At 66.6% G+C, this 26,752-nt stretch carries 23 protein-coding genes; 16 read left to right on the forward strand and 7 right to left on the reverse strand.

The features are described from left to right. Positions 1 to 37 precede the first annotated feature (37 nt). The 3 genes from dprA (at position 38) to ACX3O0_RS01875 (ending at position 3,265) form a co-directional block, all read left to right on the forward strand. Positions 38 to 1,261 carry a DNA-processing protein DprA gene (gene dprA / locus ACX3O0_RS01865; protein ID WP_459106603.1) on the forward strand — a complete coding sequence of 408 codons (1,224 nt, stop codon included), beginning with the start codon at positions 38 to 40 and terminating at the stop codon, positions 1,259 to 1,261. Positions 1,262 to 1,297: 36 nt separating this feature from the next. Next, complete coding sequence (locus ACX3O0_RS01870; protein ID WP_459106604.1) at positions 1,298 to 2,227, forward strand: phosphodiesterase; 930 nt, start codon at positions 1,298 to 1,300, stop codon at positions 2,225 to 2,227. A gap of 138 nt (positions 2,228 to 2,365) precedes the next feature. Beyond that, complete coding sequence (locus ACX3O0_RS01875; protein ID WP_459106605.1) at positions 2,366 to 3,265, forward strand: tyrosine recombinase XerC; 900 nt, start codon at positions 2,366 to 2,368, stop codon at positions 3,263 to 3,265. 45 nt (positions 3,266 to 3,310) lie between these two features. Here ACX3O0_RS01875 and ACX3O0_RS01880 read toward each other — a convergent pair whose 3' ends face one another. Beyond that, entirely contained in the window at positions 3,311 to 3,934 is a 624-nt protein-coding gene (locus ACX3O0_RS01880) for a response regulator (RefSeq protein ID WP_459106606.1), read from the reverse strand. After that, on the reverse strand, positions 3,931 to 5,139 hold the full coding sequence (locus tag ACX3O0_RS01885; protein WP_459090462.1) for a sensor histidine kinase: 1,209 nt from the start codon (positions 5,137 to 5,139) through the stop codon (positions 3,931 to 3,933). Before ACX3O0_RS01885 ends, ACX3O0_RS01880 begins: the two co-directional genes overlap by 4 nt. Before the next feature lie 208 nt (positions 5,140 to 5,347). Between ACX3O0_RS01885 and ACX3O0_RS01890 the strand changes: the two genes are divergently transcribed. Beyond that, positions 5,348 to 7,447 (forward strand): MMPL family transporter, encoded by a 2,100-nt coding sequence (locus ACX3O0_RS01890; RefSeq protein WP_459108432.1) that lies wholly within the window; start codon positions 5,348 to 5,350, stop codon positions 7,445 to 7,447. Between the two features lie 27 nt (positions 7,448 to 7,474). Here ACX3O0_RS01890 and ACX3O0_RS01895 read toward each other — a convergent pair whose 3' ends face one another. Next, positions 7,475 to 8,023: a M23 family metallopeptidase gene (locus ACX3O0_RS01895; protein ID WP_459106607.1), complete on the reverse strand. Its 549-nt coding sequence runs from the start codon at positions 8,021 to 8,023 to the stop codon at positions 7,475 to 7,477. A 321-nt stretch (positions 8,024 to 8,344) separates the two neighbouring features. On the opposite strand from ACX3O0_RS01895, the gene rpsB reads away from it, so the two are divergent. The 10 genes from rpsB to ACX3O0_RS01945 all read left to right on the forward strand — a co-directional run bounded on the left by rpsB (position 8,345) and on the right by ACX3O0_RS01945 (position 15,913). Further along, a complete protein-coding gene (gene rpsB, locus ACX3O0_RS01900; protein ID WP_459106608.1) occupies positions 8,345 to 9,445 on the forward strand; it encodes a 30S ribosomal protein S2 in 1,101 nt (366 codons plus the stop codon). 9 nt (positions 9,446 to 9,454) lie between these two features. After that, positions 9,455 to 10,282 (forward strand): translation elongation factor Ts, encoded by an 828-nt coding sequence (tsf, locus tag ACX3O0_RS01905; RefSeq protein WP_459106609.1) that lies wholly within the window; start codon positions 9,455 to 9,457, stop codon positions 10,280 to 10,282. 97 nt (positions 10,283 to 10,379) lie between these two features. Then, the gene (pyrH, locus tag ACX3O0_RS01910; RefSeq protein WP_459090470.1) at positions 10,380 to 11,096 is read left to right on the forward strand and encodes a UMP kinase; all 717 of its coding nucleotides are present in this window, start codon (positions 10,380 to 10,382) and stop codon (positions 11,094 to 11,096) included. 24 nt (positions 11,097 to 11,120) lie between these two features. After that, positions 11,121 to 11,981 carry an EamA family transporter gene (locus ACX3O0_RS01915; protein WP_459106610.1) on the forward strand — a complete coding sequence of 287 codons (861 nt, stop codon included), beginning with the start codon at positions 11,121 to 11,123 and terminating at the stop codon, positions 11,979 to 11,981. Between the two features lie 35 nt (positions 11,982 to 12,016). Continuing rightward, positions 12,017 to 12,571 carry a ribosome recycling factor gene (gene frr / locus ACX3O0_RS01920; protein WP_459106611.1) on the forward strand — a complete coding sequence of 185 codons (555 nt, stop codon included), beginning with the start codon at positions 12,017 to 12,019 and terminating at the stop codon, positions 12,569 to 12,571. Further along, complete coding sequence (locus ACX3O0_RS01925) at positions 12,572 to 13,558, forward strand: phosphatidate cytidylyltransferase (RefSeq protein ID WP_459090476.1); 987 nt, start codon at positions 12,572 to 12,574, stop codon at positions 13,556 to 13,558. A gap of 14 nt (positions 13,559 to 13,572) precedes the next feature. Next, positions 13,573 to 14,118: a DivIVA domain-containing protein gene (locus tag ACX3O0_RS01930; RefSeq protein WP_459090478.1), complete on the forward strand. Its 546-nt coding sequence runs from the start codon at positions 13,573 to 13,575 to the stop codon at positions 14,116 to 14,118. Positions 14,119 to 14,217: 99 nt separating this feature from the next. Continuing rightward, on the forward strand, positions 14,218 to 14,820 hold the full coding sequence (locus tag ACX3O0_RS01935; protein WP_459090480.1) for an aggregation-promoting factor C-terminal-like domain-containing protein: 603 nt from the start codon (positions 14,218 to 14,220) through the stop codon (positions 14,818 to 14,820). Positions 14,821 to 14,856: 36 nt separating this feature from the next. Further along, positions 14,857 to 15,165, forward strand: a complete 309-nt coding sequence (locus tag ACX3O0_RS01940; protein ID WP_459090482.1) for a hypothetical protein — start codon at positions 14,857 to 14,859, stop codon at positions 15,163 to 15,165. 7 nt (positions 15,166 to 15,172) lie between these two features. After that, entirely contained in the window at positions 15,173 to 15,913 is a 741-nt protein-coding gene (locus ACX3O0_RS01945; RefSeq protein WP_459106612.1) for an alpha/beta hydrolase, read from the forward strand. On the opposite strand, the gene ACX3O0_RS01950 is transcribed toward ACX3O0_RS01945, so the two are convergent. Further along, positions 15,910 to 16,950, reverse strand: a complete 1,041-nt coding sequence (locus ACX3O0_RS01950) for an AI-2E family transporter (RefSeq protein ID WP_459090486.1) — start codon at positions 16,948 to 16,950, stop codon at positions 15,910 to 15,912. The two genes, ACX3O0_RS01945 and ACX3O0_RS01950, sit on opposite strands and share 4 nt — an antisense overlap. An 80-nt stretch (positions 16,951 to 17,030) precedes the next feature. Next, positions 17,031 to 19,091, reverse strand: a complete 2,061-nt coding sequence (locus ACX3O0_RS01955) for a hypothetical protein (protein WP_459106613.1) — start codon at positions 19,089 to 19,091, stop codon at positions 17,031 to 17,033. A gap of 321 nt (positions 19,092 to 19,412) precedes the next feature. On the opposite strand from ACX3O0_RS01955, the gene ACX3O0_RS01960 reads away from it, so the two are divergent. Both ACX3O0_RS01960 and ACX3O0_RS01965 read left to right on the forward strand, forming a co-directional pair. After that, positions 19,413 to 21,281, forward strand: a complete 1,869-nt coding sequence (locus tag ACX3O0_RS01960) for a hypothetical protein (RefSeq protein ID WP_459106614.1) — start codon at positions 19,413 to 19,415, stop codon at positions 21,279 to 21,281. Continuing rightward, positions 21,281 to 22,225, forward strand: a complete 945-nt coding sequence (locus ACX3O0_RS01965) for a tetratricopeptide repeat protein (RefSeq protein WP_459106615.1) — start codon at positions 21,281 to 21,283, stop codon at positions 22,223 to 22,225. Before ACX3O0_RS01960 ends, ACX3O0_RS01965 begins: the two co-directional genes overlap by 1 nt. A gap of 18 nt (positions 22,226 to 22,243) precedes the next feature. On the opposite strand, the gene glgB is transcribed toward ACX3O0_RS01965, so the two are convergent. After that, on the reverse strand, positions 22,244 to 24,418 hold the full coding sequence (gene glgB / locus ACX3O0_RS01970; RefSeq protein WP_459090492.1) for a 1,4-alpha-glucan branching protein GlgB: 2,175 nt from the start codon (positions 24,416 to 24,418) through the stop codon (positions 22,244 to 22,246). Further along, entirely contained in the window at positions 24,418 to 26,424 is a 2,007-nt protein-coding gene (locus ACX3O0_RS01975; RefSeq protein ID WP_459106616.1) for an alpha-1,4-glucan--maltose-1-phosphate maltosyltransferase, read from the reverse strand. Before ACX3O0_RS01975 ends, glgB begins: the two co-directional genes overlap by 1 nt. Positions 26,425 to 26,752: the final 328 nt, after the last annotated feature.

Below are 26,752 nucleotides of genomic sequence, written 5' to 3' on the forward strand. Positions count from 1 at the left end.
CCACCACAACACGGCCCACCAAGAGGAAGGCGCACCGATGAGCATGTTCGGCATCAAGGAGGCGGTGGTCGCGCCACTGATCCGTGAGATTGCCGGTGAACAGCTGGAGCCATCGGAGATCGCGGAGCGCTTCGCCCGCTCAGCATGGACAGGGATCGCCGAGCCCGGGGACCGCGTTGCAGGCGTCCTCGTGTCCGCGCTCGGTGCTTCCCAGGCACTGGCGTCCGTGGTTGACCGCTGGCCGGTGACCCGGATGGTGTCGGAGGTGCGCGAAACCGGCATTGAGAGTCTGACGGAGGAGGAGGCGACGGATGCCCTGAAGCGCTGGCATCCGCGGATCACGTCTGCCACTGCACTGATCGCGCTGAAGCAGGCCGCCCGGTTCAACGTTCGACTGCTCACGCCCTCCGACCCGGCCTGGCCGGTCGGCATGGCTGACCTGGGCCTCCATGCACCGATCGCGCTCTGGTTGCGCGGGAACGTCTCGACGATGCTCACCCTGGAGCAATCCATCTCCCTGGTGGGTGCCCGGGCGGCGACCGGCTACGGGGAGCACGTCACCATGGAAGCATCCGCCAGCCTGGTCGATCGCGGGTACACGATTGTCTCCGGTGCTGCCTACGGGATCGATGGGATGGCTCATCGAGCAGCGCTCGCGAGTTCCGGGCAGACCGTCGCGTTCCTGGCCGGCGGCGTCGACCGGTTCTACCCGAGCGGGCACGACGCGCTCCTGACCCGAATCGTCGAGTCGGGGGCGGTGATCTCTGAACTGCCGTGCGGTTCGCAGCCGACGAAATGGAGGTTTCTGCAGCGAAACAGGCTCATAGCAGCTGCCAGCCAGGCCACCATCGTGATGGAAGCTGGATGGCGATCCGGGTCGCTCAACACCGCCGGGCACGCTGCTGCCCTTGGTCGGCCGCTCGGTGCGGTCCCCGGGCCGGTGACCTCGATGGCATCCGCCGGATGCCACCGCCTCATTCGCGACTTCGACGCCGTCTGCGTGACCAATGCTGCCGAAATGGCCGAACTGGCGCCGCTCGCCGGGGCCGAGGCCAACACGCTGGACGGCCTCGGCGAGGGTGCGACCTCCGAACAGGTCAGGGTGTTCGATGCCATCAGCACGCGTTCCCCGCGGACCGCCCACGACATCGCCGCCCGCTCCGGGCTGTCGGTCGCTGCCGTGCAGGCGATCCTCGGTGCCGCCTCCGTGGAGGGCGCCGTCGTGGAACGGGAGCGCGGCTGGGTGAGGAAGGCCCTGTAGTTGGTCGCGGTCGGCGGCGGGCAATACTGTTGAGCCGTGACTCAACTCGGCCAGCACCCCGCGCCCCTGCACGCCATCGCCCACATCAGCGACACCCACTTCCTCGCCGCAGGCAAAGAGCTGTACGGGTCGGTGAGAACCGAAGACCACCTGGAGCAGGCGCTCAAACAGCTGGAACGGTCAGACGTCCGCCCCGAAGCGATCGTCTTCACCGGTGACCTCGCCGACCTGGGGGAGCCGGATGCCTACCAGCGCCTCCGCGCCATCGTCGAGCCGGCCGCCGAACGCCTCGGCGCCCAGGTCATCTGGGTGATGGGCAACCACGATGAGCGCCTGCAGTACTCGCAGGAACTCTTCGACGAACCGGGCAGCGAAGCACCGCAGGACCGCGTCTACAACGTGGGCAGCCTGCGGATCATCTCGCTGGACACCAGCGTGCCCGGCTACCACCACGGTGCCCTCACCGCCGACCAACTCGACTGGCTCCGCGCCGAGCTGGCCACGCCTGCGCCGCACGGCACGTTCATCGCGGTGCACCACCCGCCGATCCCCACCCCGCTGCTCTGGGCGATGGAGATGCTCGAACTCGAAGACCAGCACGCCTTCGCCGAGGTGGTGCGGGGAACGGATGTCCGCGGCATCCTCGCCGGCCACCTCCACTACTCCACCCACAGCATGTTCGCCGGCGTGCCCGTGTCGGTCGTCTCAGCCACCTGCTACACGCTGGACCTCACCGCCGACCACCGCCTGCTCTCCGGCATCGACGCTGGCCAGGCGATCAGCATGGTTCATGTCTACGAGGACAGGGTGGTGCACTCGCTCGTCCCGCTCGGAGACAACGCTGAAGTTTCCGGCTTCTCCGCCGACTACCGCGCCCAGATCGAAGCCATGACACCCCACCAGCGGCGCGAGATGTTCTCCAGCAAGAAGAGCAGCTTCAACCTGGGCACCGAACCGGCCAGCTGAGGGTAGCAGGCCAGGGGAGCGGCCTTAGGGCATGCGCTGACATTAATCGGCCGTTACCCGCCCGGCTGGAGCGAATCCGATCCGCGCACTGCGGCGGGGGAGCAGCCTCGCGCTGAGCGCAGGTTGCACGATAGAGGCGTGAAGCTTGACCCTGCCATCGACGCGTTCTCGCGCTACCTCAGCGCCGAGCGGGGCTTCAGCCCGAACACGGTGCGGTCGTACCGCGCAGACCTGGCCAGACTCAGCGAGTTCGCCGACACCCGGGGCGTCGCAACGTCACAGGGCCTCTCGCTCGACCTCCTCCGCGACTGGCTCTGGCAGGGAACGCAGGACGGCCTCGCGAAGTCCACCCTCGCCCGCCGGTCAGCTGCCGCCAGGGCGTTCAGTGCCTGGCTGGCCAAGCAGGACGGGTCGACGGATGCGGCAGTCCGCCTGAAATCGCCCAAACCAGACCGCTCACTACCCCGGGTGCTGACCCGCCAACAGCTGGCGGACATGCTCGCCTCGCTCGAGGTGAAGGCGGGCACGGGCGACCCGAACGCGATGCGTGACCTGTGCGTCATCGAGCTGCTTTACGCATCCGCTCTACGTGTCAGCGAGCTGGTGGGGCTGGACCAGGGCAGCGTCGACCTCGGGCGCCTCACCGTCCGGGTGCTCGGCAAGGGGTCGAAGGAGCGGGTCGTCCCGTTCGGGGTTCCGGCGAAGGACGCCATCGTCGCCTACCTCGACGACGCTCGCGGGCTGCTGCTGCGCGAGCCGACACAGGCCATGTTCCTGGGCGCCCAGGGGCGGCGCCTCGGCAGCCGCACGGTCTACCGGTTGGTGTCCGGACTTCTGGATGAGATCCCCGGCGGAGGGCCGTCCGGCCCGCACGCGCTCCGCCACACCGCAGCAACGCACCTGCTGGACGGCGGCGCCGACCTGCGGGCAGTCCAGGAGATGCTCGGGCATGCCAGCCTCGGCACAACGCAGATATACACGCACGTCTCCATGGAGCGGTTGAAAGACAGCTACCGTTCGGCGCATCCGCGCGCGTGAGCCCGTCGCGTCGCTGAACGGGAGACGAGGGCCGAGCGCACAGCGCTAGGTACGGATGGACCCGGTCTCCCGCGCCCGGGCGACGGCCTGGGTTCGAGATGCCACCCCGAGCTTGGTGAAGATGTGTACCAGATGCGACTTGACGGTCGCCTCGCTGAGGAACAGCTCCCGACCGATGGCCCGGTTGGACTTCCCGTCGGCCACCAGGCCCAGAACCTCGATCTCGCGCAGCGTGAGTTCGGGCCCCTTCTTCTGCCGACGGATGCTCAAACGGTCGGCGACAGCGGGCGCCAGCGCGGTCTCGCCGGCTGACGCACCTCGCACCGCGGCAAGCAGTTCGTGTGGCGGCGCATCCTTCAACAGGTAGCCGCTCGCGCCAGCCTCGATGGCGCCCAGGATGTCGGCATCCGTGTCGTAATTGGTCAACACCAGCACGTGGGGCGACGGATGCTGCGCGCGAATCGCCTGGGTGGCGGCAACACCCGGCATTCCCCCGCCGAACTGGAGGTCCATGAGCACCAGGTCGACAGCGCCTTGCCCTGCCGACCGCACGGCTTCCTCGGCAGTGGGCACATCGGCAACCACCTCGAGGTCGGCCTCGCCGGAGAACAGTGCGCGCAGACCGGCCCGCACCACTGGGTGGTCGTCGGCGATCAGGATGCGAATCACGGTGCACCATCCGTCAGGTCGAACGCGGCGGCGATGGCCGTACCCCCACCCGGAGTGGATTCGATCGACAGCCGGCCGCCCAACCCCGCGACGCGCCCGCGAAGACCGGCCAGGCCGAACGACGACGCTTTGGTCGCTTCATTGGGATCGAAACCACTGCCATTGTCGACGATGTCCAGGCCGACCCAGTCATCGAGATAAGTGAGCGTCACCTCTGCTCGGGTCGCTCCGGAGTGCTGGGTCACGTTGGCCAGTGATGCCTGGGCGATGCGCAGCAGCGCGGTCTCCTGGCGCATCGGCAGCTCGATGAGGTCGCCACTGAGGTGGAACGACACCACCAGGTCGGCCTGTGTGGTGGCCTCCGCAAGTCGCTCCAGGGCCTGCGGGAGCCCCTGTTCTTCAAGGGCGGGTGGAGAAAGCTCCCGAACGAACTGCCGTGCCTCCGCGAGGCTCGCTGCGGCGGTTTCGCGCGCCAGGCGCACGTGCTCGACGGCCCCCGGGTCAGTCACGGTTCTCTCGGCTGCGTGGAGGAGCAGTTGGATGCTCGACAAGCCCTGGGCGACGGTGTCGTGGATTTCCCGCGCCAGCCTTTCACGCTCCTCCAGGACGCCCGTCTCCCGTTCCCGTACCGCCAGTTCGTGGCGCGTGGCCACCAGGTCGTCGATCAGGCGCTGCCGCTCCTCCGTTTCGCGGTACAGCGCGCGGTAACCGAGCCCGATGGCGATGGCGACCGCAGCGCCGATGATCGGGCCGATCACCCCGCCCACGCCCCACCCGGTGTGCGCGGCCATGGATGCGATGGTGAACGCCGTGGTGGCGGCCACCAGGGGAACCGACCACCTGATCGGGAGCAGGTGCAATTGAAGGAAGAACAGCGGAAAGACCAGGAACGCGGCATCCGATGTCAGCCAGACCAGCGCGACGACTTCTGCGGTCACCGTGGCGAGCCAGCACAACTGGACGAGTCGCGACGGCCCCGACCGCAACAGGAAAGCGCCACTGGTATAGGTGATCAGCAGCACGACCGCCATGGCGACGATCCAGGAGGCGGCCGGAAGCTCCAGCGTGACGCCTCGAACGATCACGAAGAGCGTGAGCCCGGTCACCGTCGTGTGCAGCGCAATGCGCAGGCCGAGGAAGACGGGGGCCAGCGGGGTGTTCCGCGAGAACACGACTGTGCGTTCCTGTGTGCCCGTCCGGTCCATGACGCGAGCCTAGTTCCGCCAGCGGATGCCCGGCATCCATCGAACGGACCATCACCCCCGAACCACTCCGGCGGATTCAAACTTTTGTACGACGCCGCTGGACATCCGCGTGAATACTGTCGGAATAGTGACCGCATCTGAGACTCCAACCACCGCCCGCCCACCTCGCCGTACCCGCGTGCCTCGCTGGCTGCGCGTCCTGATCCCGATGGTGCTGGCCCTGGCCTGGTTTGCGATGGCCGGCGTGGGCGGCTCGTCGTTCAGTGAGGTCAACGAGGTCGCCGACAACGACCAGGCCCAGCACCTGCCGTCGAGTGCCGAAGCGACCGAAGTGCAGGAGCTGCAGGCGGAGTTCCGCGACAGTGACGCTGTTCCGGCCGTGCTCGTCTACCAGCGCTCCACCGGATTGACGGATGCCGACAAGCGTCGCATCGAGCGTCAGGCGGAAGACCTCGGCACCATGCACGGTGTCCTGTCTGACGGTGTGTCGCCGCCGATCTTCTCGGAGGACGGCCAGGCCGCCGAACTGTTCGTGCCGATCGACACGAACATCAAGGTGGCTGACACCGTCGAGGAGGTCCGCGCCTACCTGGCCGCTGACTCCGAGCCGGGGTTGGTCGCCCTGGTCACCGGCCCAGCCGGTCTCTCTGCTGACATTGTCGACGCCTTCAGCGGAATCGATGGGCTGCTGCTGCTGGTCGCACTCGCCGCAGTGCTCGTGATCCTCATCGTCGTCTACCGTTCGCCGTTGTTGCCCCTGATCGTGCTCGGAACCAGCATGTTCGCGCTGACTGCCGCGATCTTCGTCGTCGTCGAACTGGCGAAGGCAGAGATCGTGGTGCTCAGCGGGCAGACGCAGGGCATCCTGATGATCCTGGTGATCGGTGCCGCCACCGACTACTCGCTGTTATACGTGGCGCGCTACAAGGAGGCGCTACGCGATCATGCACGGCGGTGGGACGCCACCTGGGCTGCGTTGAAGGGCTCATTCGAGCCGATCCTGGCGTCTGGTGGAACCGTCATCGCGGCCCTGCTGATCCTGCTGTTCAGCGACCTGAACTCGAACAAGGCGATGGGCCCGGTCGCTGCCATCGGCATCGGCTTCGCGGTGCTTGCTGCCCTGACGTTCCTTCCCGCTGTGCTGATGGCTGCCGGGCGGGTGGCGTTCTGGCCGTTTGCACCGGCTCCCGGCTCCGAGCATCCGGAACACACCGCCAGAAGAGGCGTGTGGGGCCGTGTCGGTCGTCTGGTCTCCCGGCGTCCGCGCGTGGTGTGGATTGCCAGCACCCTCATCCTGGTGGTCGCCTCCGTCGGGATGCTCCAGCTGAAGGCGGACGGCGTCGCGCAGAGCGAGTTCGTGCTTGGCGAGTCTCAGGCCAGGGAGGGCCAGGCGGTGCTGGGTGAGCATTTCCCCGGAGGGTCGGGTACCCCCGCGGTGATCATCGCGCCGGTGTCGGAGCTCGGTGAGGTGGTGGCGACTGTCCTCGAAACCGACGGCGTCGCATCCGTCTCAGTGCTGTCGGATGATTCGCCCAGCGGCACAGCACCGGTCACCGCCGACGGCATCCAGCCGGTCGGCCCGCCCGGAACACCGGTTCCCGAGCCTAAGACGGTCGACGGTCGGGTGATGCTGCAGGCAACACTCGATGATGCCGGCGACTCAGCGGATGCTGCGGTCACCGTGAACGCCCTGCGCGGGTCATTCCAGGAGGGCGGCTCCGCGGCCATCGTCGGCGGGGTCACCGCCGTCGCCATCGACACCAACGGGGCAGCGATCCACGACCGGAACCTGATCATCCCACTGGTGCTGGGCGCGATCCTGCTCATCCTGATGCTGCTGCTGAGGTCGGTTCTCGCTCCGGTGCTGCTGGTCGCCAGCGTCGTGCTGTCGTTCGGCGCCGCGCTCGGAGTTTCCGCGCTGGTGTTCAACGGGATCTTCGACTTCCCCGGAGCCGACCCGTCGGTGCCCATGTTCGGGTTCGTTTTCCTGGTGGCGCTCGGCATCGACTACAACATCTTCCTGATGACGCGGGTGCGGGAGGAGTCGCTGAAGCACGGCACCCGAGAGGGCATCCTGCGCGGGCTGTCCTCCACCGGGGGAGTGATCACCTCGGCCGGGCTGGTGCTGGCGGCGACGTTCGCGGCGCTCGGAGTCCTGCCGATCCTGTTCCTGGCGCAGATCTCCTTCATCGTCGCCTTCGGCGTGCTGCTCGACACCTTCCTGGTGCGTTCGCTGCTGGTCCCAGCCCTCAGCCACGACATCGGCCGCACCATCTGGTGGCCGAGCGCCCTTTCTCGCTCGAAATAGCCTGCCCTGAGTAGGTCTCAGCGCGAGTCAGCGCAGAGGCCGGGTCGGCAGCAGCACCGAGTGGGGGATCCCGCCGAGGTAGGCCAGCGGTGAGAGGTATTCCCCGTGCAGGCGAACGCCGAAGTGCAGGCAGGGCCTGGAACAGTGCCCGGGCTGCAGCACTCCGACCTGCTGGCCGCGAAGTACGGCTGCTCCAGCCACCAGTTCCGTCGTCACGGGCTCGAAGCTCGAGATCAGGCCGCCACGGTGGCGGATCGACAGCACCGGGCGGTCAACCACCACTCCGGCGAAGTGCACCACCCCGTCATCCGGTGAGAACACGCCGGCTGGGGCATCCGCCTGGGTCCCGATGTCGATACCGCGATGCCCGGCGGCGTAGGGGATGGGCGGGGCAATGTAAGGCCGCACGATCATCCGCGGCGGGCTGACCGGCCAGACCCAGGTGACGGATGCTCCCTCCGCCGCGTGAACGCTCGTCGCCGACGCGGCGGGGGAGGCCGCGAACAGTGTCGATGCGATCACTATCACCAGCGCAGCAAGCCGGGATGGACCGGTGCCTGGCGGAGGGAGCAACACCCCTCCATGGTGCCGAACGCCGACCAGGGACCGCCGGGGTTGACCCCGATAGGTGCAGTTCGTGGAAGCCACGGGGAGGGGAGGGAGCAGTGCTATGATTGACGACGCATCCCGTGTATTCGGGGTGACTACGCGTGCCCATGACGTCCTCACCGACGTGGCACTCACATCCAATCAGTCTGATCATCCGTGCCGCACGTCGAAACGGGAGTGATCTGCGGATGTGGGCCGGGCACCAGGATCAGTGGCCGACCGGCCGCGATAACAACTGAGAACGAGCACGGCGAGCCTCGGGCAGCCGTGCCAGAAAAGGAGACGGCAATGGCCGTTGTCACCATCCGCCAGCTGCTCGACAGCGGCGTTCACTTCGGACACCAGACCCGCCGCTGGAACCCGAAGATGAAGCGTTTCATCCTGACCGAGCGCAGCGGCAGCCACATCATCGACCTGCAGCAGTCGCTCGCCTACATCGACAAGACCTACGACTACGTCAAGGAGACGGTTGCCCACGGCGGCACCATCCTGTTCGTCGGCACCAAGAAGCAGGCTCAGGGCGCCATCGCCGAGCAGGCTCAGCGAGTCGGCCAGCCGTACGTGAACCAGCGCTGGCTCGGTGGCCTCCTCACGAACTTCCAGACCGTGTCGAAGCGCCTCTCGCGCATGAAGGAGCTCGAAGAGCTCGACTTCGACGACACCACCAAGGGTTTCACCAAGAAGGAACTCCTGATCAAGAAGCGTGAACTCACCAAGCTGCACAAGAGCCTGGGTGGTATCCGCAACCTGACCAAGACGCCTTCCGCGATCTGGATCGTCGATACCAAGAAGGAGCACCTCGCCATCGACGAGGCGCGCAAGCTCGGTATCCCGGTCATCGCGATCCTCGACACCAACTGCGACCCGGACGAAGTTCAGTACCCGATCCCGGGTAACGACGACGCCATCCGTTCGGTCGGCCTGCTCACCCGCATCATTGCGGATGCCGCGGCCGAGGGCCTGGTTCAGCGCCACTCGAAGACCGAGGAGGGCAACGTCTCCGCCGTCGAGCCGCTCGCCGAGTGGGAGGCCGAACTGCTCGGCCAGACCGCCGAGGCCGCGCCTGCTGCTGAGACGCCTGCTGAAGCAGCCGCCACGGCTGAGGAGCCCGCCAAGGCTGAGGAGCCCGCCAAGACCGAGGAGCCCGCCAAGGCGGAGAAGCCGGTTGGCGACACCACGCAGGAGAACGACGCGGATGCCGCTGTTGCCGAGAAGGCTGCAGAGTCGAGCGACGTCACCCCGAAGCACGAGCCGGAGTCGGACGCCGAGACCGAGGCGAAGATCGAAGCCGCCTCCACCGACGCCGAGAAGAAGCCTGCCGCCGTCAAGAAGCCGGCTGCGAAGAAGCCCGCTGCTGCCAAGGCTGACGCCGCAGCAGACAAGGAGTAAGGAACCGACATGGCAGATTTCAGCCTGGAAGACCTCAAGACCCTGCGCGAGCGCCTCGGCACTGGCATGGTCGAGACCAAGAACGCGCTCGTCGAGGCGGGCGGTGACCTGGAGAAGGCCACCGAGCTGCTGCGCCTGCGCGGTGCGAAGAGCAACGCCAAGCGCTCCGACCGGTCCACCTCTGAAGGTCTCATCACCGCTCGCGATAGCGGCAACACCGCAACCATGATCGAGCTCGCCTGCGAGACCGACTTCGTGGCCAAGAGCGACAAGTTCGTCGCCCTCGGCGAGAAGGTGCTCGACGCGGTCGTTGCTGCCGGAGCGACCTCCGTGGACGAAGCCCTGGCCGCAGCCGCAGGCGCCCAGACGGTTGCCGACCTCGTCAGCGACGAGGCCGCCATCCTCGGCGAGAAGATCGAGCTTCGCCGCGTGGCCGCCGTCTCGGGGGAGAAGTTCTCCATCTACCTGCACAAGACCAACAAGGACCTGCCAGCGCAGGTCGGCGTTGTGCTCGGCTACGCCGGTGACGATGGGGAGACCGCCCGCGGTGTCGCGCAGCACATCTCGTTCGCTGACCCGATCTACCTGACCCGCGAGGACGTTCCGGCCGAAGACGTCGACAACGAGCGTCGCATCGTCGAGGAGATCAGCCGCGGCGAGGGAAAGCCTGAGGCTGCCCTTCCGAAGATCATCGAGGGTCGTCTTGGCGCATTCTTCAAGCAGGTCGCCCTGCTCGAGCAGGAGTATGCCCGCGACAACAAGCTGGTCATCAGCAAGGTGCTCAGCGATGCCGGCCTGACTGTCAGCGGCTTCGCCCGCTTCAAGGTCGGCGCCTAGTCCTGGTGTGATGAGGGGTCCGAGACGCTGATGCGACTCGGACCCCTTTTTCATGTGCAACGCAATAATCTGTAAGAACACCATCGAGGGAGAAGACATGACGACAGGGAAAAGCAAGCGACGGGTTCTTCTCAAGCTTTCAGGAGAGTCCTTCGGTGGCGGTTCCCTTGGCGTGAATCCGGATGTCGTCAGCTCCATCGCGAAGGAGATCGCCTCGGTCGCATCCGAGGTGGAGATCGCCATCGTGGTCGGCGGAGGAAACTTCTTCCGCGGGGCCGAGCTCTCCCAGCGCGGGATGGACCGTGGCCGAGCCGACTACATGGGCATGCTGGGCACCGTGATGAACGCCCTCGCCCTGCAGGACTTCCTCGAGCAGGCCGGCGCGGCAACCCGCGTGCAGTCCGCCATCTCGATGACCCAGGTGGCCGAGCCTTACATCCCACGGCGTGCGGAGCGTCACCTGGAGAAGGGCCGGGTGGTCATCTTCGGCGCCGGTGCCGGCCTGCCCTACTTCTCCACCGACACGGTCGCTGCCCAGCGGGCGCTGGAAATTTTCGCGGATGTCGTGCTGGTCGCCAAGAACGGTGTCGACGGGGTCTACGACGACGACCCGAACAAGAACTCCGACGCCTCCAAGCTGGAGAAGGTGACCTACCAGGAGGCCCTGGTGCAGGGGTTGAAGGTGGTCGACTCGACAGCGTTCAGCCTGTGCATGGACAACGGGATGCCCATGGTGGTCTTCGGCATGACGCCGGCCGGGAACGTCGCCAAGGCCATCCGTGGTGAGAACATCGGCACGCTTGTCTCCAACTAGCCCATCCTGGGCTTCGGCTGAAGGATGACCCCGCTCGTCCTGGGCCTGATCGCCCTCGCCGCGGTGGTGCACGCCGCCTGGAATCTGGCGATCAAGAAGGCCGGCGCCACCGGTGCGATGTTCCTCTGGCTGGCGTTCCTGGTCGGTGCGATCGTGTACCTGCCGTTCGGCGTGTGGTCGCTTATCGACTCTGGTGCGAACCTGTGGCACTGGCTGGGCTTCGCGTCGGTCAGCGGCGCCCTGCAGGTCGTCTACTTCCTGCTGCTCCAGACCGGCTATCGGGCCGGTGACGTCTCGGTGGTGTATCCGCTGGCACGGGGGACCGGTCCGCTGCTCTCCGTCATCTTCGCAATGCTGCTCTTCGCCGAACGACCCAGCGCCCTCGCCCTGGCGGGCGCGGCAGTCGTCATTGCCGGGGTGATCACGGTCGGTTTCGCCGGAGGCCGTTCGCGCGCAGCCGACAATCGGGCGGGCGTCGCCTTCGGGCTGGTGATCGGGGTCATCATCGCCGTCTACACGCTCTGGGACAGCGCGGCGGTCACCATCGGCGGGATGCCGGTCGTCGGTGTCTACTGGGGGAGCGTCGTCTTCCAGTTCCTGCTCATGTCACCCCTCGGACTTCGGGAGCGCACCAGGGTGCGGGAGGTTGCGACAGGTCACTGGGCCCTGGTGCTGACCGTCGGCATCCTGGCCCCGCTCGGCTACATTCTGATCCTCCTCGCCATCCAGCTCGCCCCGGTCTCGCTGGTAGCTCCGGCGCGGGAAGTCAGCGTGGTGCTGGTCGGACTCGCCGGCTGGTTGCTCTTCCGGGAGCCGCACCCGGTGCAAAGGCTCATCGGCGCGGCGGTCGTGCTTGCCGGCGTCGCCATGCTCGCTGGCGGTTAACCAGTAAACTCGTTCTCGACGCGAAGGAGTTGTACGTGATTAGTGACGTGCTGGCGGATGCCAAAGAGAAGATGGGCAAGTCCCTCGAGGCCGCGAAAGATGACTTCGCAAACGTGCGAACCGGTCGGGCGAACCCGGCCTTGTTCCAGAAGATCCTCGTCGACTATTACGGAACTCCGACGCCGCTCGGGCAACTCGCGTCGATGACCAACCCCGAGGCACGGCAACTGCTGATCACGCCTTACGACAAGGCCGCGCTGAAAGACATCGAGAAGGCTATCGCCGGCGCTCAGCACATCGGGGCGAGCGTCGGCAACGACGGCAACACCATCCGGGCGATCCTGCCGGAGCTGACGGCCGACCGTCGCAAGGAATATGTGAAGGTGGTGAAGGCCAAGGCGGAGGACTCCCGCGTCTCGATCCGCAACATCCGCCGCCGGGCCAAGGACGACCTGGACGCACTCAAGGCTGACGTTGGCGACGACGAGGTCGCGCGCGCCGAGAAAGAACTCGAAGCAGCGACCAAGACCCACATCGACGCTGTGGACGACGCGCTGAAGAAGAAGGAAGCCGAGCTTCTCGAGGTCTAGATGACTGAACCTCGCGAGAAGTCCGCACGACGGTCCTGGTTACTGCGACGCAAATCGAAACGCGCAGAGTTCGAGGAGTTCGCGCACGCTACCGCGGAGGAGATCAAGGCGCAATTCGAGGCCACCCGCGCCCAGATCGACGCGACCAACGAGAAGATCGAGGCGCGCACCGGCCGCAACCTGATCGCCGCGATCGTGATCGGCCTGGCGCTCGGTTTCGCCATGCTGTTCAGCCTGATCGTCGTCAAAGAGCTGTTCATGCTGTTCGCCGGCGCGCTGATCGCGTTCACCGCGTTCGAGCTGGCCAGTGCCCTCCGGTTCGCCGGGCACAATGTGCCGCGCATTCCCGTCGTGATTGCGGCACTCGCCACCGTTCCGGCGGCGTTCTACCTCGGGGTGGACGGGCAGTGGCTCAGCGCCCTGTCCGGTATCGCCCTGATCACGTTGTGGCGCATCGCCGAGCAGGCCCGCCCCAGTCACCGGGTGAACGGCAAGACGCTGCTGGCGGATGTCGCGGCCGGCGCCTTCGTCTACACCTACGTGCCGTTCCTCGCCAGTTTCGCCGTGCTGCTCACGGCCCAGGAGGGCGGCGAATGGTGGACGTTGGCCTTCCTGCTCACCATCATCTCGATCGACACGGGTGCCTACGCCAGCGGCCTCCTGCTCGGCAAGCACAAGATGGCGCCCCGCATCAGCCCGAAGAAGACCTGGGAGGGTTTCGCCGGTTCCGTGGTTGTCGCGATCATCGCCGGAGTGCTGCTCGCCCTGTTCATGATCGACCAGCCGTGGTGGGTTGGGCTGATCTTCGGCATCACCATGGTGTTCACCGGCACACTGGGTGACCTCACGGAGTCGCTGATCAAACGAGATCTCGGCATCAAGGACATCAGCACCTGGTTGCCGGGCCACGGTGGTTTCCTCGACCGGCTCGACTCGATCCTGCCGAGTGCCGCGGGCGCCTATGTGCTCTTCATCCTGTTCACGTAGGGCACAATAGAGCGGTGAGCTCGACCTTTCCCAAGACCCGCAAGCGTGGCTACGACATCGATGAAGTCGAAGACTTCCTCGAGGAGGCCCGCCGTGCTTACTCGTCGACGGTTGCCGAAAACTCCGTGGTGAGCGCCGATAACATCCGGACCACCGCGTTCTCCATGCGTCGGGGCGGGTACTCGACGACTCACGTCGATGCTGCGCTGGAACGACTCGAAGACGCCTTCGCCACCCGCGAGCGGGAGCAGGCCATTCAGGCTGCGGGGGAGGACGGCTGGTATCGAGAGACGCGCGTGATCGCCCAGGAGATCGTGAACCGGCTGTCACGCCCGAAACGGCACCGCTTCGCTCGCGCCGGGTTCATGGTGAACGGGTACCGCCGCAAGGATGTCGATGCGCTGGCGGATCGTATCCTGGCCCACCTGGTCTCTGGCGCGCCGCTGGAGACGACGGATGTCCGCACAGCGGCTTTCCGACCCCAGCGCGGCGGTTACCGGGAGGCTCAGGTCGACCTTCTCCTCGACAGTGTCATCGACGTGATGCTGGCCGTTCGCTGACCTTGCCTGTTTTCTCGCAGGAAGGTGGGCTAGGGTTTTGTCACTGTGGGTAGGCATCAGACCAATGAGCCTCCTCAGGCATCGTTAGTTTTGTCGGGGGTGGGCGCCGCGGTGCGGGACGAGCGCCGTTCGTTCGTGCTGCGTACTTTCGCTTTCACCATCGCCGCCGCCGTCATGCTGGTGTTCGCCATCGCACCGACGGGCAAAGAGCCGGCGCTCGCCGAGACCGCTCACGCTGAGGCCGAAGCGGCAGCGGATGCCCGGCCCGCACAGGCTCTCGCGGTGGCGGGCGACCACAGTTCGACCATCCTCCGCGAGGGTTACTCCATCACAAAGCCGGCGCCGCCCAAACCCGTTGCACCCGTCGGTCGAAGTGCGCCGGCAGCGGGCGCCCCCGATCCCGGCACCGCGAAGGCGATCGCCTTCGACATGGTGACCGCACGTGGGTGGGGTCAGGGCGAGTACGACTGCCTGGTCGCCCTGTGGCAGAAGGAATCGGGCTGGAACGTGTACGCCCACAACAAGTCAAGCGGGGCGTACGGCATCCCGCAGTCGCTGCCTGGATCGAAGATGGCGACGGCCGGAGCCGATTGGGCGACCAACCCCGCCACCCAGATCACCTGGGGCCTCGGCTACATCCAGGGCCGCTACGGCACTCCCTGTGGCGCCTGGAGCGCCAGCCAGGCCAAGGGCTGGTACTGACCGGATCCCTCTTGCCGCCGCGGCTAAGCTCGATACATGCCCAGGTCGAATCATCCGCGTCGCAAGCGTGACGCGTTCGACCGCCACGCGGATGACGCGCCACTCGACCTCGGTCGCGCACTCTTCGGCGGGCGGCACACGGAGTCCAAGCGCGACGGCCTGTGGAACGTACAGCCGGTCGCCGCACCATCGGCCGCGAAACCGTACACCTGCCCGGGCTGCGGAACGCAGGTCGCCGTCGGAACGGCTCACGTCGTGACCTGGCGGGCGGATGGCCTGATGGGCGAATCCGACGATCTTGCCGCCCGCCGCCACTGGCACACTCACTGCTGGAAGATCTACTAGGAGCACTGTGACCACCGAAGACGCGTCGTCGAGCCCGGTCGAGATCCGGGCCGGCATCGAACTCCCGGCCATCCGGGAGAACATCGAACTGCAGACCAGTGACGGGTTGACCCTGGTCGGAGAGCTGGCGCTGCCGGAGGGCCACGAACCGGTCGCCACCATGGTGGCGCTGCATCCGCTGCCCACCGCCGGCGGGTTCATGGACTCCCACATCCTGCGGAAGGCGGCGGCCAGGCTCCCGGCCCTCGCCGATGTTGCGGTGCTCCGGTTCAACTTCCGTGGTGTGACCTCACCTCGAGGAACCTCTGACGGTTCGTTCGGTGACGGAATCGATGAGCAACACGACCTGCGCGCGGCGATGCAGCTGGTCGCCGAGCGCGGGCTGCCCAATCCGTGGTTGGTCGGCTGGTCGTTCGGTACCGAGGTCGCGCTACGCTACGGTCTGCAGCATCCGATCGTGGGCGCTGTCCTCTTATCGCCTCCGCTGCATCGGGCGACGGATGCTGATGTCGCAGCCTGGGCGGGCAGCGGCAAGCGCCTCGTGACGGTGATCCCCGAACTGGACGACTACCTGCGGCCGGAGGAGGCACGAAAGCGCTTCGCTGCCGTACCGGAGGTCGAGTTCGTCGCCGTGGACGACGGCAGGCACCTGTGGGTGGGGGAGCAGCAGACCCGCCGCGTTCTCACCGAGATCGTGGAGCGGCTGAACCCCGCAGTCCTGCCGTTGCCGACCTCCTGGCCCGCCTAAAGCTCGTTCTGCCGGGGAATGATGACCTGGCGCACGATGATCAGGATCGACGCGGCCACCGGGATGGCAACCAGGGCGCCGAGCACGCCGAGCAGCGTGCCGCCGGCCAGAGCGGCGATGACGACGAGCACGCCTGGCACTCGCACGGCGCGGTTCATGATGCGGGGGTTGATCAGGTATGCCTCGACCTGCATGTAGACGAGGTAGTAGATCGCCGCGAAGAGCACCGTCGGCCAGCCGTTGAACAGCAGCACCATGAGCACGATGATCGTCGATCCGGTCAGCGTTCCGACCAGGGGCACCAGGCCGAACAGGAACGCGATGAAGGCCAGGAGAACTGAGTACTCCGCGCCGATGATCGACAGGAAGATGAAGCTCAGCACACCGTTGATAAGGGCGAGCGAACCCTGGCCGACGACATAACGACCGACCGAAGTGGTCACCTGTTCTGAGATGTCGACGAACCTCTCCCGCTTGGAGGCCGGCACCAGCTGGTACATGCCCCGCTTCATACTGTTCAGCGACGAAGTGAAGTAGAGGGTGAGGATGAGCACGATGATCGCCCCGAAGGCCGCGGTGGCCACGCCGATTCCGGCCTGGAGCACACCGCCGCCGATGCTGAAGACGTCGAGGTTCTGCACGAACTTGTCGAACTCGGCGAACACCAGGTTGACATCCAGGAACGGGAAGACCTCCTGGATCCGCTCTTCGAGCTCCTCCTGCGACAGTTTGATGATCTCCTGCACCTGCGCGACGAGTTTCTCGACCTGTTCGACGATCACCGGGACCAATGCGAAGACCAGGCCGGTGAAGACGCCGATCACCCCGACCAGGACGGTGAGGATGGCGAGCCAGCGCGGGAAACGCTTGCTCTCCAGCCACGTGACCAGCGGGTCGAGGCCGAGAGCGAGGAACAGCGCGGCACCGATGTAGGTGAGGATCGTCGCCAGGTTGCCGACGGCTGTGCCGATACCGATCGCCACCAGCACGCCGAGGCCGCCGAAAAGGCCGAACCGGAACGCGTTCTGAATCTTCATCTGTGCCCCAATGTTCCCGTCAATGCTGTGTTCCAGTATCGATCGTGCGTTCCGGCACCGAACCTGCGCGGCTGCGCAGGCTAGGCGTCGGCTGCGCCGGTGCTGATCTTCTCGGCTTCGCTCAGGACACCGCGAAGGTTCTCGAAGTATGCGGCGACCGCCTCGCGTTCGATCCTAATTTTCGCCAGGCGTTCCTCGGCATCCGACACGAGCTTCGCGGATCGCTTTTCGGCATCCTTGACGATCGCTTTCGCCCGCTTCTCCGCATTCGAGAGCACTTCGGTTGCGGTGGCGTCGGCATCCGCACGAAGAGCCTTGGCCTCGCGTTTGGACGACGTTTCGAGGGTTTCGGCCTCCTTGCGCTTCTCGCTTGCGCGACGAATGGCCTCCGCCAGTTGGGACTGTGCCTCGTCGAGGTAGGCCTGCGTCTGGGAGACCGCCTCCTGCTGCTTGGCGAGGAACTCCTTTTCGGCCTCATCGCGCCGGGACTTCAGTTCGACGTCCAGGTCGATGCGGGACTGCTCGACCTCGCGTGCCACCGTGCTGCGGGCTTCGTCGGCCTCGAAGGCGAGCGCGGCCCGAACTGTCTCCTGCTCGTTCGCTAGTTCCGCTCGCTGCCGTTCGATGTCGGCGGCCAGAGTGGTGCGCTGTTCGTCGATGTCGTGGGCGAGGCTGGTGCGCTGTTCGTCGATGTCGTGGGCGAGGCTGGTGCGCTGCTCATCGATGTCGTGCGCGAGGCTGGCCCGCTGCTGCCCCACGTCGTGGGCCAGGCTGGCCCTCGCCTCGGAGATCTCCTTCTCGAGTTCGGCGCGGGTGGCCGCTGCTTCCGCCTCCAGCGCCTCGCGGGTGGCGGTCGTGTCCTGTTCCAGGGCGGTACGGACCTCGGCAGTCTCCTGCTCGAGCGCCGTGTGCGCCTTGGCGGTATCCTGCTCCAGCTTGGCCTGGCGCGCAGCAGACTCCTGCGCCAGTTTCGCGTGTGCAGCCGTGGTCTCCCGCTTGAGCTTCGCCCTCGCCTCGTCCATTTCCGCCTTGAGCGCTGCGCGTGCGTCGTCGGTCTCCCGCTTGAGCGCCGCGTGGGCTTCGTCCGTCTCCAGCGCCACGGCCGCCCTGGCCTCATCCGTCTCCAGCTTCAGGAACGCGCGTTCCCTGGCAGTGTCGAGCTCGAGCTTGGCGCGGGCTTCGCTGGTCTCCCGTTCGAGCGACGATCGTGTCTCGGTAACCTCCCGCTCAAGCTCCGCCTTGGTGGTTTCGACGGTGTGGGCAAGCTCGGCGCGGGTGGTCTCCACCTCGCGAGTGAGCTCGGTACGGGTGGTCTCGACCTCCCGGGCGAGGTCCGCGCGCTGCTTCTCGGCGTCTCGGATGAGGTCACCTCGCTGCTGCTCCACATCGCGGGCGAGGTCGCCGCGCTGCTGCTCGATGTCGCGCGCCAGGTCACCTCGCTGCTTCTCGTTCTCCGACTCGAACTCGGCCCTGGCCCTCTCGGTGTCCCTCGCCAGCACGGCAGCCTGCTCCCGCGCCTCGGCGACCTCCCTGCCGACGACCGCCCGCAGTTCCGACACCTCGCGATCGGCTTCGGCGCGCTGGGCGGCCACTTCACGCTTCGCTGTCGACCGCGTCTCTGCTGCTTCCGTCGCGACGGCGCCCCGGATGGCGGCCGTTTCACGCAGGGCGTCCTGGGTGGTCAGTTCCGCTTGGGCGTTCGCGCTCGCCAGCAGTTCAGCAGCCTCCTCCTGCGCCGCAGTCAGCGCAGCTTCGGCTTTCGCGGTCGCCTCGGCGACCACCTTCTCGGCGTGCGCAGCGGCCCCTTCACGCAGTGCAGTGACTTCGGCCTGCACGGTGCTGCGCAGCTTCTCCGCATCGATGTCGGCCTGGCTGATGAGCCTGGTGGACTGCTCCTCGGCGACCCGCAGGGTGTTCTCGAGTTTTGTTCCGAGGCCGCTGTAGGTCGGGCTCCCGGTCTCCTCGATCTCAGACTGCAGGTCGGCGACAGTGGCGGTCAGCCGCTTGATCTCCTTGGCGGCATCCGCCTTATCGGTGTTCGCCTTGATGACCTCGCGCCGGAGGTCCTGGACGGCGCTGTCTACTTCTTCGCGGTTGTACCCGCGCATGACGGTACTGAACGCTTCGTCGTCATTGGGCACGATGGTCTCCTCGTGAGTTGTCGGCCTGGCGAGCCCTGTGCGAGCTGGTTTCAGCCCGAGCTATCCGAGTTTAGCGTCAAGGCGCTGCCCGAACAGAAGTCGGATGCCTGCAACGGTGGGCATCCGCCGGTCGCGTTCAGGCCGCTGTTAGGCAGCTTTCAGGGTGCTCGGGTAATCTGGAGCGTCTTGTCTGTTGCCATTACGGGTCAATGAACGATCCGCACTGCATGTTCCCGCCCTCAGGCGGGTAGATGCCGCTTGCGGTCGTCCACCGCTTACCAACTATTCGACCCGGCCAGGCAACACGAGAGGAGTAACTACTTGAGGTTTGTTGCGGCCATTGTGAGCTTTGTCATCGCCTTCGGCTTGATCGGTCTTGGCATCGCCCAGCGCACGGTCTTCGCGGAGCCCGACCGCGCCACATCCGAAGTGACGGTCAAGGAAGCTGCCCCGATCACGATCATCGACGGGTCCGCCCTGAACGCGAGGGACGGTCGCCAGAAGCTCGAGATCGGCGACTCGTTCGATGACAAGGTCTTCGCGGCCTATGGGCGCAGCGGCGACCTCGTGGCATGGGCGGGCGACACGTCGTACAACCACGTCACCTACGACAGCGAAACAAGCCAGCTCACCAGCGAATTGGTGAAGGGTTCGACCGATGAGGCGATCGCGCCGGAAGGGTCAGACCTCTGGATTGGCGAGTACACCAGCGAGGGCTCCCTCGAGTTCACGGTGAACGTGCCCCAGGACGTGTCAGTCATCGTCATGACCGACGGCGTGGAGCCTGCCCCGTCCGAACTGGCGGTCACCTGGGCTGTCGACAATCGCGCCCCGTGGTCCGGTCCGTTGCTCATCGGGGGAGTGCTGTTCCTCCTCCTCGGCCTCGGGCTCTACCTGTGGGCCCTCGCGCACCTCCGCAAGACCAGGGGTCCGCGGCGTAAGTCGCCCAAGCCTCCGTCGCAACCGAAGCTGCCGAGCAAGCCCCGCTACAACTACCGCAAGGCCACCAAGGCCGTGCGAGGCAAGCCGAAGGCGATCGAGAATCCGCGCGGCAGGCGTTCCGCTGGCAGGATGACGGTCGCACTGCCGGTTGTGCTGGTCAGCGCGATCGTCCTGAGCGGATGCTCGGTGGAAGACCTGCCCGACTTCATCACCGGTCGCACAGTCGAGAACGTGCCGACTCCCAGCGCTACGGCGATGTCCACGGACGAGCTCTTGCAGACACCCGCCGTCACCGTGTCGCAGCTGGAAGGCATCGTCGAGCGCATCTCCACTGTTGCAGCCCAGGCGGATACCGACCGCGACCCCGAGCTGGCTAAGACCCGGTTCACCGGCGCTGCGTTGCAGTTGCGCGAAGCGAACTACGCGATCAGGACCGTCGACAACTCGATCGAGCCGCCGCCGGCGATTCCGGCCGGACCCGTCGAGTTGACCCTTCCGCAGCAGTCGGATGTCTGGCCGCGCACCGTGTTCACCGTCATCCAGAAGGCCGCCGAGCCTGAGGCCCCGACGGCGACCGATGCGCCAGTCGAGGAGGCGCCGGCGGAAGAGACTCCCGCCGAACCGGTGGAGCCTGCCGTCATCCCCACCGCGCTCATGCTGGTGCAGGAGACCCCGCGCGAACCGTACAAGGTCGCGTACGCGGTCGTCCTGGAAGCCAACGCCGTTCTCCCCGACCTCGCGGCTGCGACTGTCGGGGCAGTGCGCCAGGACCCGGCCAACAAGATGTTGAGGTTGCCGCCGGGGCAGTTGGCGACCGCGTATGCCGACGTCATGATGCTGGGCCCGAAGAGCGAGTACTACGAACTGTTCGACTACGAGGGTGACGCGCTGCTCCCTGGGGTTGGCGCTGAAGCCAAGGCTGCGCGGGCGGAAGCCCTGTCGACGACGACCCTCGAATATTCAACGACCGAGGGCGTTGGCCAGCCGATTGCGATGGCCTCGCTGAACTCTGGCGCCATCGTGACGGTCAGCATCTCGGAATTGGAGACGGCCAAGCCGAAGGAGGCCGGCTCCATCCTCAGCCCGGAAAAGGCGACGGCGGCTCTTTCCGGTGTCACCAAGACCACCAATGGTGTGTCGGCCACGTACGCTTATCAATTGTTGTTCTACGTCCCGCCGGCGGCCAGCAGCGACCAGATCGTCTTGCTGGGCTTCAGCGAGAACCTCGTAGCCGCAAAGGAGTTGTAGTGTCCGATATTTCTGCGTCCAACCTTCGGGGAGCGGTTGACCTCTCCTCGCTGGTCCGCCCACCGAGCACCGGCCAGCACTCCGCGGGTTCGGCTCCCGGGGCTGCGGCCGACTCTGCCGGCCCCCTGAAGGTACCGTCCCTGGTGGTCGACGCGACGGACGCGAACTTCACCGGCATCCTGGAACTGTCGAACACCGTGCCGGTGATCGTCGAGTTCTATGCGGGGGAGCCGGGAACCTCCCTTCCGAAGCTGGTCGCGCAGTTCGGCGGACGGCTGATGCTGGCGACGGTGGACGCTCAGGCGAACCCCCAGCTGCAGCAGGCATTCAACGTCACCGCGGCGCCGACGGTTGCGGCCGTCGTCGGCGGGCGTCCGGTCCCGCTTTTCCAGGGGCAGGTGCCGGATGACCAGGCGCGCCAGGTCTTCGACCAGGTGCTCGAGGTGGCGGCCCAGAACGGCGTGACCGGGACGGTGGTACCCGACGAGGCTGAACCCGCTGAGGCGAACGCGGAGCCGGTGGAGGAACCGCTGCCGCCGCTGCACCAGGAGGCTTACGACGCCATCGCCCGCGGTGACTACCCGTCGGCAATCGCCTCGTACGAGAAGGCCATCGCCCAGGACCCGCGCGATGATCTCGCCAGGGCCGGGCTGGCCCAGGTATCGCTGTTGCACCGGCTTCAGGGGGTCAGCGCGGCAGACATCCGCACCGCTGCGGGGAACGCGCCCCAGGAGCTTGCCGCCCAGCTTGCCGTGGCTGACCTGGATGTCTCCGGCGGCCACCTGGACGACGCGTTCGACCGTCTCCTCACGCTGTTCCCGACGCTGGATCCGGAGGGTAAGGATGCTGTGCGCACGCGCCTGCTCGACTACTTCCTGATCGCCGGCGCGGAAGACCCCCGCGTGGTCGCAGCCCGCCGCCGCCTGACAACCCTCCTCTACTAGCGCCGCATCTCGACCCGCTTAGGCGCGGGGCTTCAGCCAGAGAGCCGCGAGCGGTGGCAGGGTGAGCTCCGTTGACGCCGGCATGCCGTGCGACGGATGCTCGGTGGCGGTGACCACGCCGAGGTTGCCGACTCCGGAGCCGCCGTACACCGTGGCATCCGTGTTGATCACTTCGTCCCACTCGCCGGCGAACGGCAGTCCGACCCGGTAGGGGCCGACCGCGATGCCGCTGAAGTTGATGAGCACGGCGATCGGTGAGCCGTCGGCGGACCAGCGCAGGAATGCCACCACATTGTTGGTCGCGTCGCCGCGCACGAGCCAGGTGAAGCCGCTGGGGTCGCTGTCCAGGCTCCACATCGCCGACTCTGCGCGGTAGACGCGGTTCAGCTGGCCGACCAGGTGGTGGAGCCCCTGGTGCACTGGCTGGTCGAGGATCCACCAGTCGAGTCCGCGCTGCTCGCTCCACTCGGACGGTTGGCCGAATTCCTGCCCCATGAAGAGCAGTTGCTTGCCGGGGTGCGCCCACATGAACGCGAGGTACGCGCGCATGTTCGCCAGCTTCTGCCACTGGTCGCCCGGCATCTTGCCGAGCAGCGAGCCCTTGCCGTGCACGACTTCGTCGTGGCTGATCGGGTTGATGAAGTTCTCGCTGAACGCGTATTGGAAGCTGAACGTCACGTCGTGGTGGTGGTGCGAACGGTACATCGGGTCGACCTGCATGTACTGGAGGGTGTCGTGCATCCACCCCATGTTCCATTTGAGGCCGAACCCGAGCCCGCCGCTGGCGGTGGGTCCGGTGACCGCAGGGAAGCTGGTCGACTCCTCGGCGATCATCACAATGCCGGGGTTGCGCTTGTAGGCGGTGGCGTTGACCTCCTGCAGCAGGCTGATCGCCTCATAGTTCTCGTTGCCGCCGTGAATGTTGGGCAGCCACTCCTCACGCGAGTAGTCGAGGTAGAGCATGGATGCCACGGCGTCGACCCGCAGGCCGTCGAGGTGGAACTCTTCCAGCCAGTACAGGGCGTTCGCGACCAGGAAGTTGCGCACCTGCGAGTGCCCGAAGTCGAACACCAGCGTTCCCCAGTCGAGTTGCTCGCCGCGCCTGGGGTCGGTGTGTTCGTACAGCGGCTGGCCGTCGAAGTTGGCCAACGCCCACTCGTCTTTGGGGAAGTGCGCGGGAACCCAGTCCACGATCACGCCGATCCCGGCCTGGTGCAGGCGGTCGATGAGGTAGCGCAGGTCGTCCGGATGCCCGAACCGGCTGCTCGGCGCGTAGTACCCGGTCACCTGGTAGCCCCAGGACCCTCCGAACGGATGCTCGGCGAGCGGCATGAACTCGACGTGGGTGAAGGCGAGGTCGTGGAGGTAGTCGATGAGCTGATCGGCCAGTTCGCGGTAGCCGAGCCCGGGCCGCCAGGAGCCGACGTGCAGTTCGTACACGCTCATCGGCTGGTCGTGAGGGTCGACGCGTGACCGCATCCACTTGTCGTCGCCCCAGCTGTAGGAGCTGCTGCCGACAACGGATGCCGTGGCGGGCGGAACCTCGGTGTAGCGGGCCATCGGGTCGGCGCGTTGCACCCAGGCGCCGTCGGCGGTGAGCAGCTCGTACTTGTAGGCGGCGCCTGCGGCGATTCCCGGTACGAACAGCTCCCAGACGCCCACCGCGTCGAGTCGGCGCATCGGGTGGCCGACGCCGTTCCAGGAGTTGAAGTCCCCGATGACCCGGGCCGCCCCGGCGTGGGGCGCCCAGACGGCGAACGCCGTGCCGTCGACGCCGTCGACGGTGCGCAGGCGGGAGCCGAGCATCCGCCACAGTTGTTCGTGCCTGCCCTCGCCGAAGAGATACAGGTCGAGGTCGCCGACGGTCGCCGGGAACCGGTACGGGTCGTCGGACTCCCAGGACGGCCCATCGTCGTAGAGCGTTTCCAGCGTGTACGGTTGCGGCTCGCCGGCGGCCGCGCCCTGCCAGAGGCCGTCGGCCAGGTGGGCGAGCGCGACTCGGCCGCCGTCGGCCAGTTTCGCGGTGACCGCGGATGCCAGCGGGCGGACCGCGCGAATGACGTTGCCGACGCTGACCCGGTGGATGCCGAGGATGGAGTGCGGCTGGTCGTGACGCCCCTGGGCGACTGCGGCGACCACGTCATGGTCGAGCGGTGGCAGGTCGGGGGCGGGCTTGGCGGTGACCTTGGACATCAGCGCGTCCCTCGCTGACTCAAATCCACGCTGAGGATGTGCGCCGGCTCGGTGAACGGGTCAAGCCTGACGTAGTTGTCCGCTCCCCAGCTGAATTTCTCGCGGGTGATCAGGTCGGTGACCTCGACCGTCGCATCCGGTTCCAGGCCGAAACGGGTCAAGTCGAGGTGCACGGTGGTCTCGCGCACCGCGTGCGGGTCGACGTTGGCGACCACGATGACCGCGTCGCTGCGCCCGCTGCGAATGTATTTGCCGTCCAGGTGCTTGCTGTAGACGAGAATCGACGGGTCGTCGCTCCAGTGCACGTCGAGATTGCGCAGCTGGCGCAGGGCCGGATGCTCGGAGCGGATGCGGTTCAGCACTTTCAGGTACGGCGCCAGCGAGCGGCCCTCGGCCTCCGCCGCGGCGTAATCGCGGGGGCGATACTCGTACTTCTCGTTGTCGATGTTCTCCTCGGAGCCGGGCCGGGCGACATCCTCGAACAGTTCGTAGCCGGAGTACACACCCCAGGTGGGCGACGCAGTGGAGGCGATCGCCGCGCGCACCTTGTAGGCGGCCGGCCCGCCGAATTGCAGGTATTCGGTGAGGATGTCGGGGGTGTTCACGAAGAGGTTGGGGCGCAGGTAGTCGCTGGTCTCGTGGGAGAGTTCCTGCAGGTACTCCTCGAGTTCCTCCTTCGTGTTGCGCCAGGTGAAGTAGGTGTACGACTGCTGGAAGCCGACCTGGGCGAGGGCTCGCAGCATGGCCGGCCTGGTGAACGCTTCAGCCAGGAAGACGACTTGCGGATGCTCGGTGTTGACTTCGTGCAGTAGCCACTCCCAGAAGCGCAGCGGCTTCGTATGCGGATTGTCGACCCGGAAGATGTGGACGCCGAGCGAGATCCAGTGCCGGACGACGCGCAGGATTTCGGCGCTGAGCCCGTCCGGATCGTTGTCGAAGTTGAGCGGGTAGATGTCCTGGTATTTCTTCGGCGGGTTCTCGGCGTAGGCGATCGAGCCGTCGGGGAGGGTGGTGAACCATTCCGGATGCTCGGTCACCCAAGGGTGCTCGGGGGAGCACTGGAGGGCCAGGTCGATCGCCACCTCGAGCCCGGCTTTCTTCGCTGAACCCAGGAAGGAGACGAAATCCGATTCGGTGCCGAGGTCGGGGTGAATCGCGTCGTGACCTCCGGCTGCTGAGCCGATCGCCCACGGGGAGCCCGGGTCGTATGGTCCGGGGTTCAGGGAGTTGTTCGGGCCCTTGCGGAAGCTGAAGCCGATCGGGTGGACCGGCGGCAGGTAGACGACGTCGAAGCCCATGCCGGCGATCGCGGGCAGGCGGCGAGCGGCCGTGCGGAAGGTGCCGCTCGTCCAGCTGCCATCCTTCTTCTGCTTGGCGCCTTCGGAGCGGGGGAAGAACTCGTACCAGCTGCCGACCGCGGCACGGGTGCGTTCCACCCGGAGCGTGAGCGGCATGCTCAGCGTCACGAGTGAGGCGAGCGGTTTGGCGTGGAGCGCGGACACCACTCGGGTGTCGGCGGCTGCCGCGAGGCGCTCTTTGGGGCTCAGTGACTTCTTGGCGACGGCCCTGGCGGCATCCTTCAGCACTTTGCTTGCGGAGTCGCCGGCTGCGGCCCGCTTGAGGAGCGCCGCCCCCATGGTCAGCATCAATTCGGTGTCGATGCCGGCGGGCACCTTGATCTCGGCGTCGTGGAGCCAGGTGGCGTAGTCGTCAACCCAGGCCTGGACGCTCCACGACCAGCTGCCGGCGTTCTCGAGCTGCACGTCTGCCTGCCAGCGATCCGTGCCCGGGGCGACCGCGTGCATCCGGTGGATGGTCTGGCTGCCTTCAGGGTCGGTCAGCAGCAGGTCGACGCCGAGTACGTCGTGGCCTTCCTTGAAGACGGTGGCCTGGAACGGCACCACCTCGCCGGAGAAGCTCGTGGCGGGCCAGAGGTTTTCGGGCTGCCGGGGACTGAGCTGCCGGATGGGAATTCGCCCGACTTGTGCGTGAAAATCGGCTGCCATTACTCGACCGTACCCTCTTGGGGTTGAAGGAACGAGACTCTCGCAGGGAGCTCGTTCGGATGGGGGACACGGCCAGTTCTGTCTGTCCCCCTTGCTGCGGACATGGCTTGTGCCCCCACCACTGGGGGGAGGTCATCCGTTGTCCGCCCAATTCCGCTTCTGTAGGGTTTTATGCGGGGATAAACACCCGAAACCTCACCCAGGTTTCAGGCGCTCCGCTACCCACAGTTTCACTACCTAATAGTTTCACCACCCGTCGGTTTCGCCTTAACCCCGAGGCCGGCGAGAAGACAACCCGAATGTCTTAACGCGCTCCAACGGCGTGCTG

It is taken from the genome of Homoserinimonas sp. A447 (genome assembly GCF_054489325.1).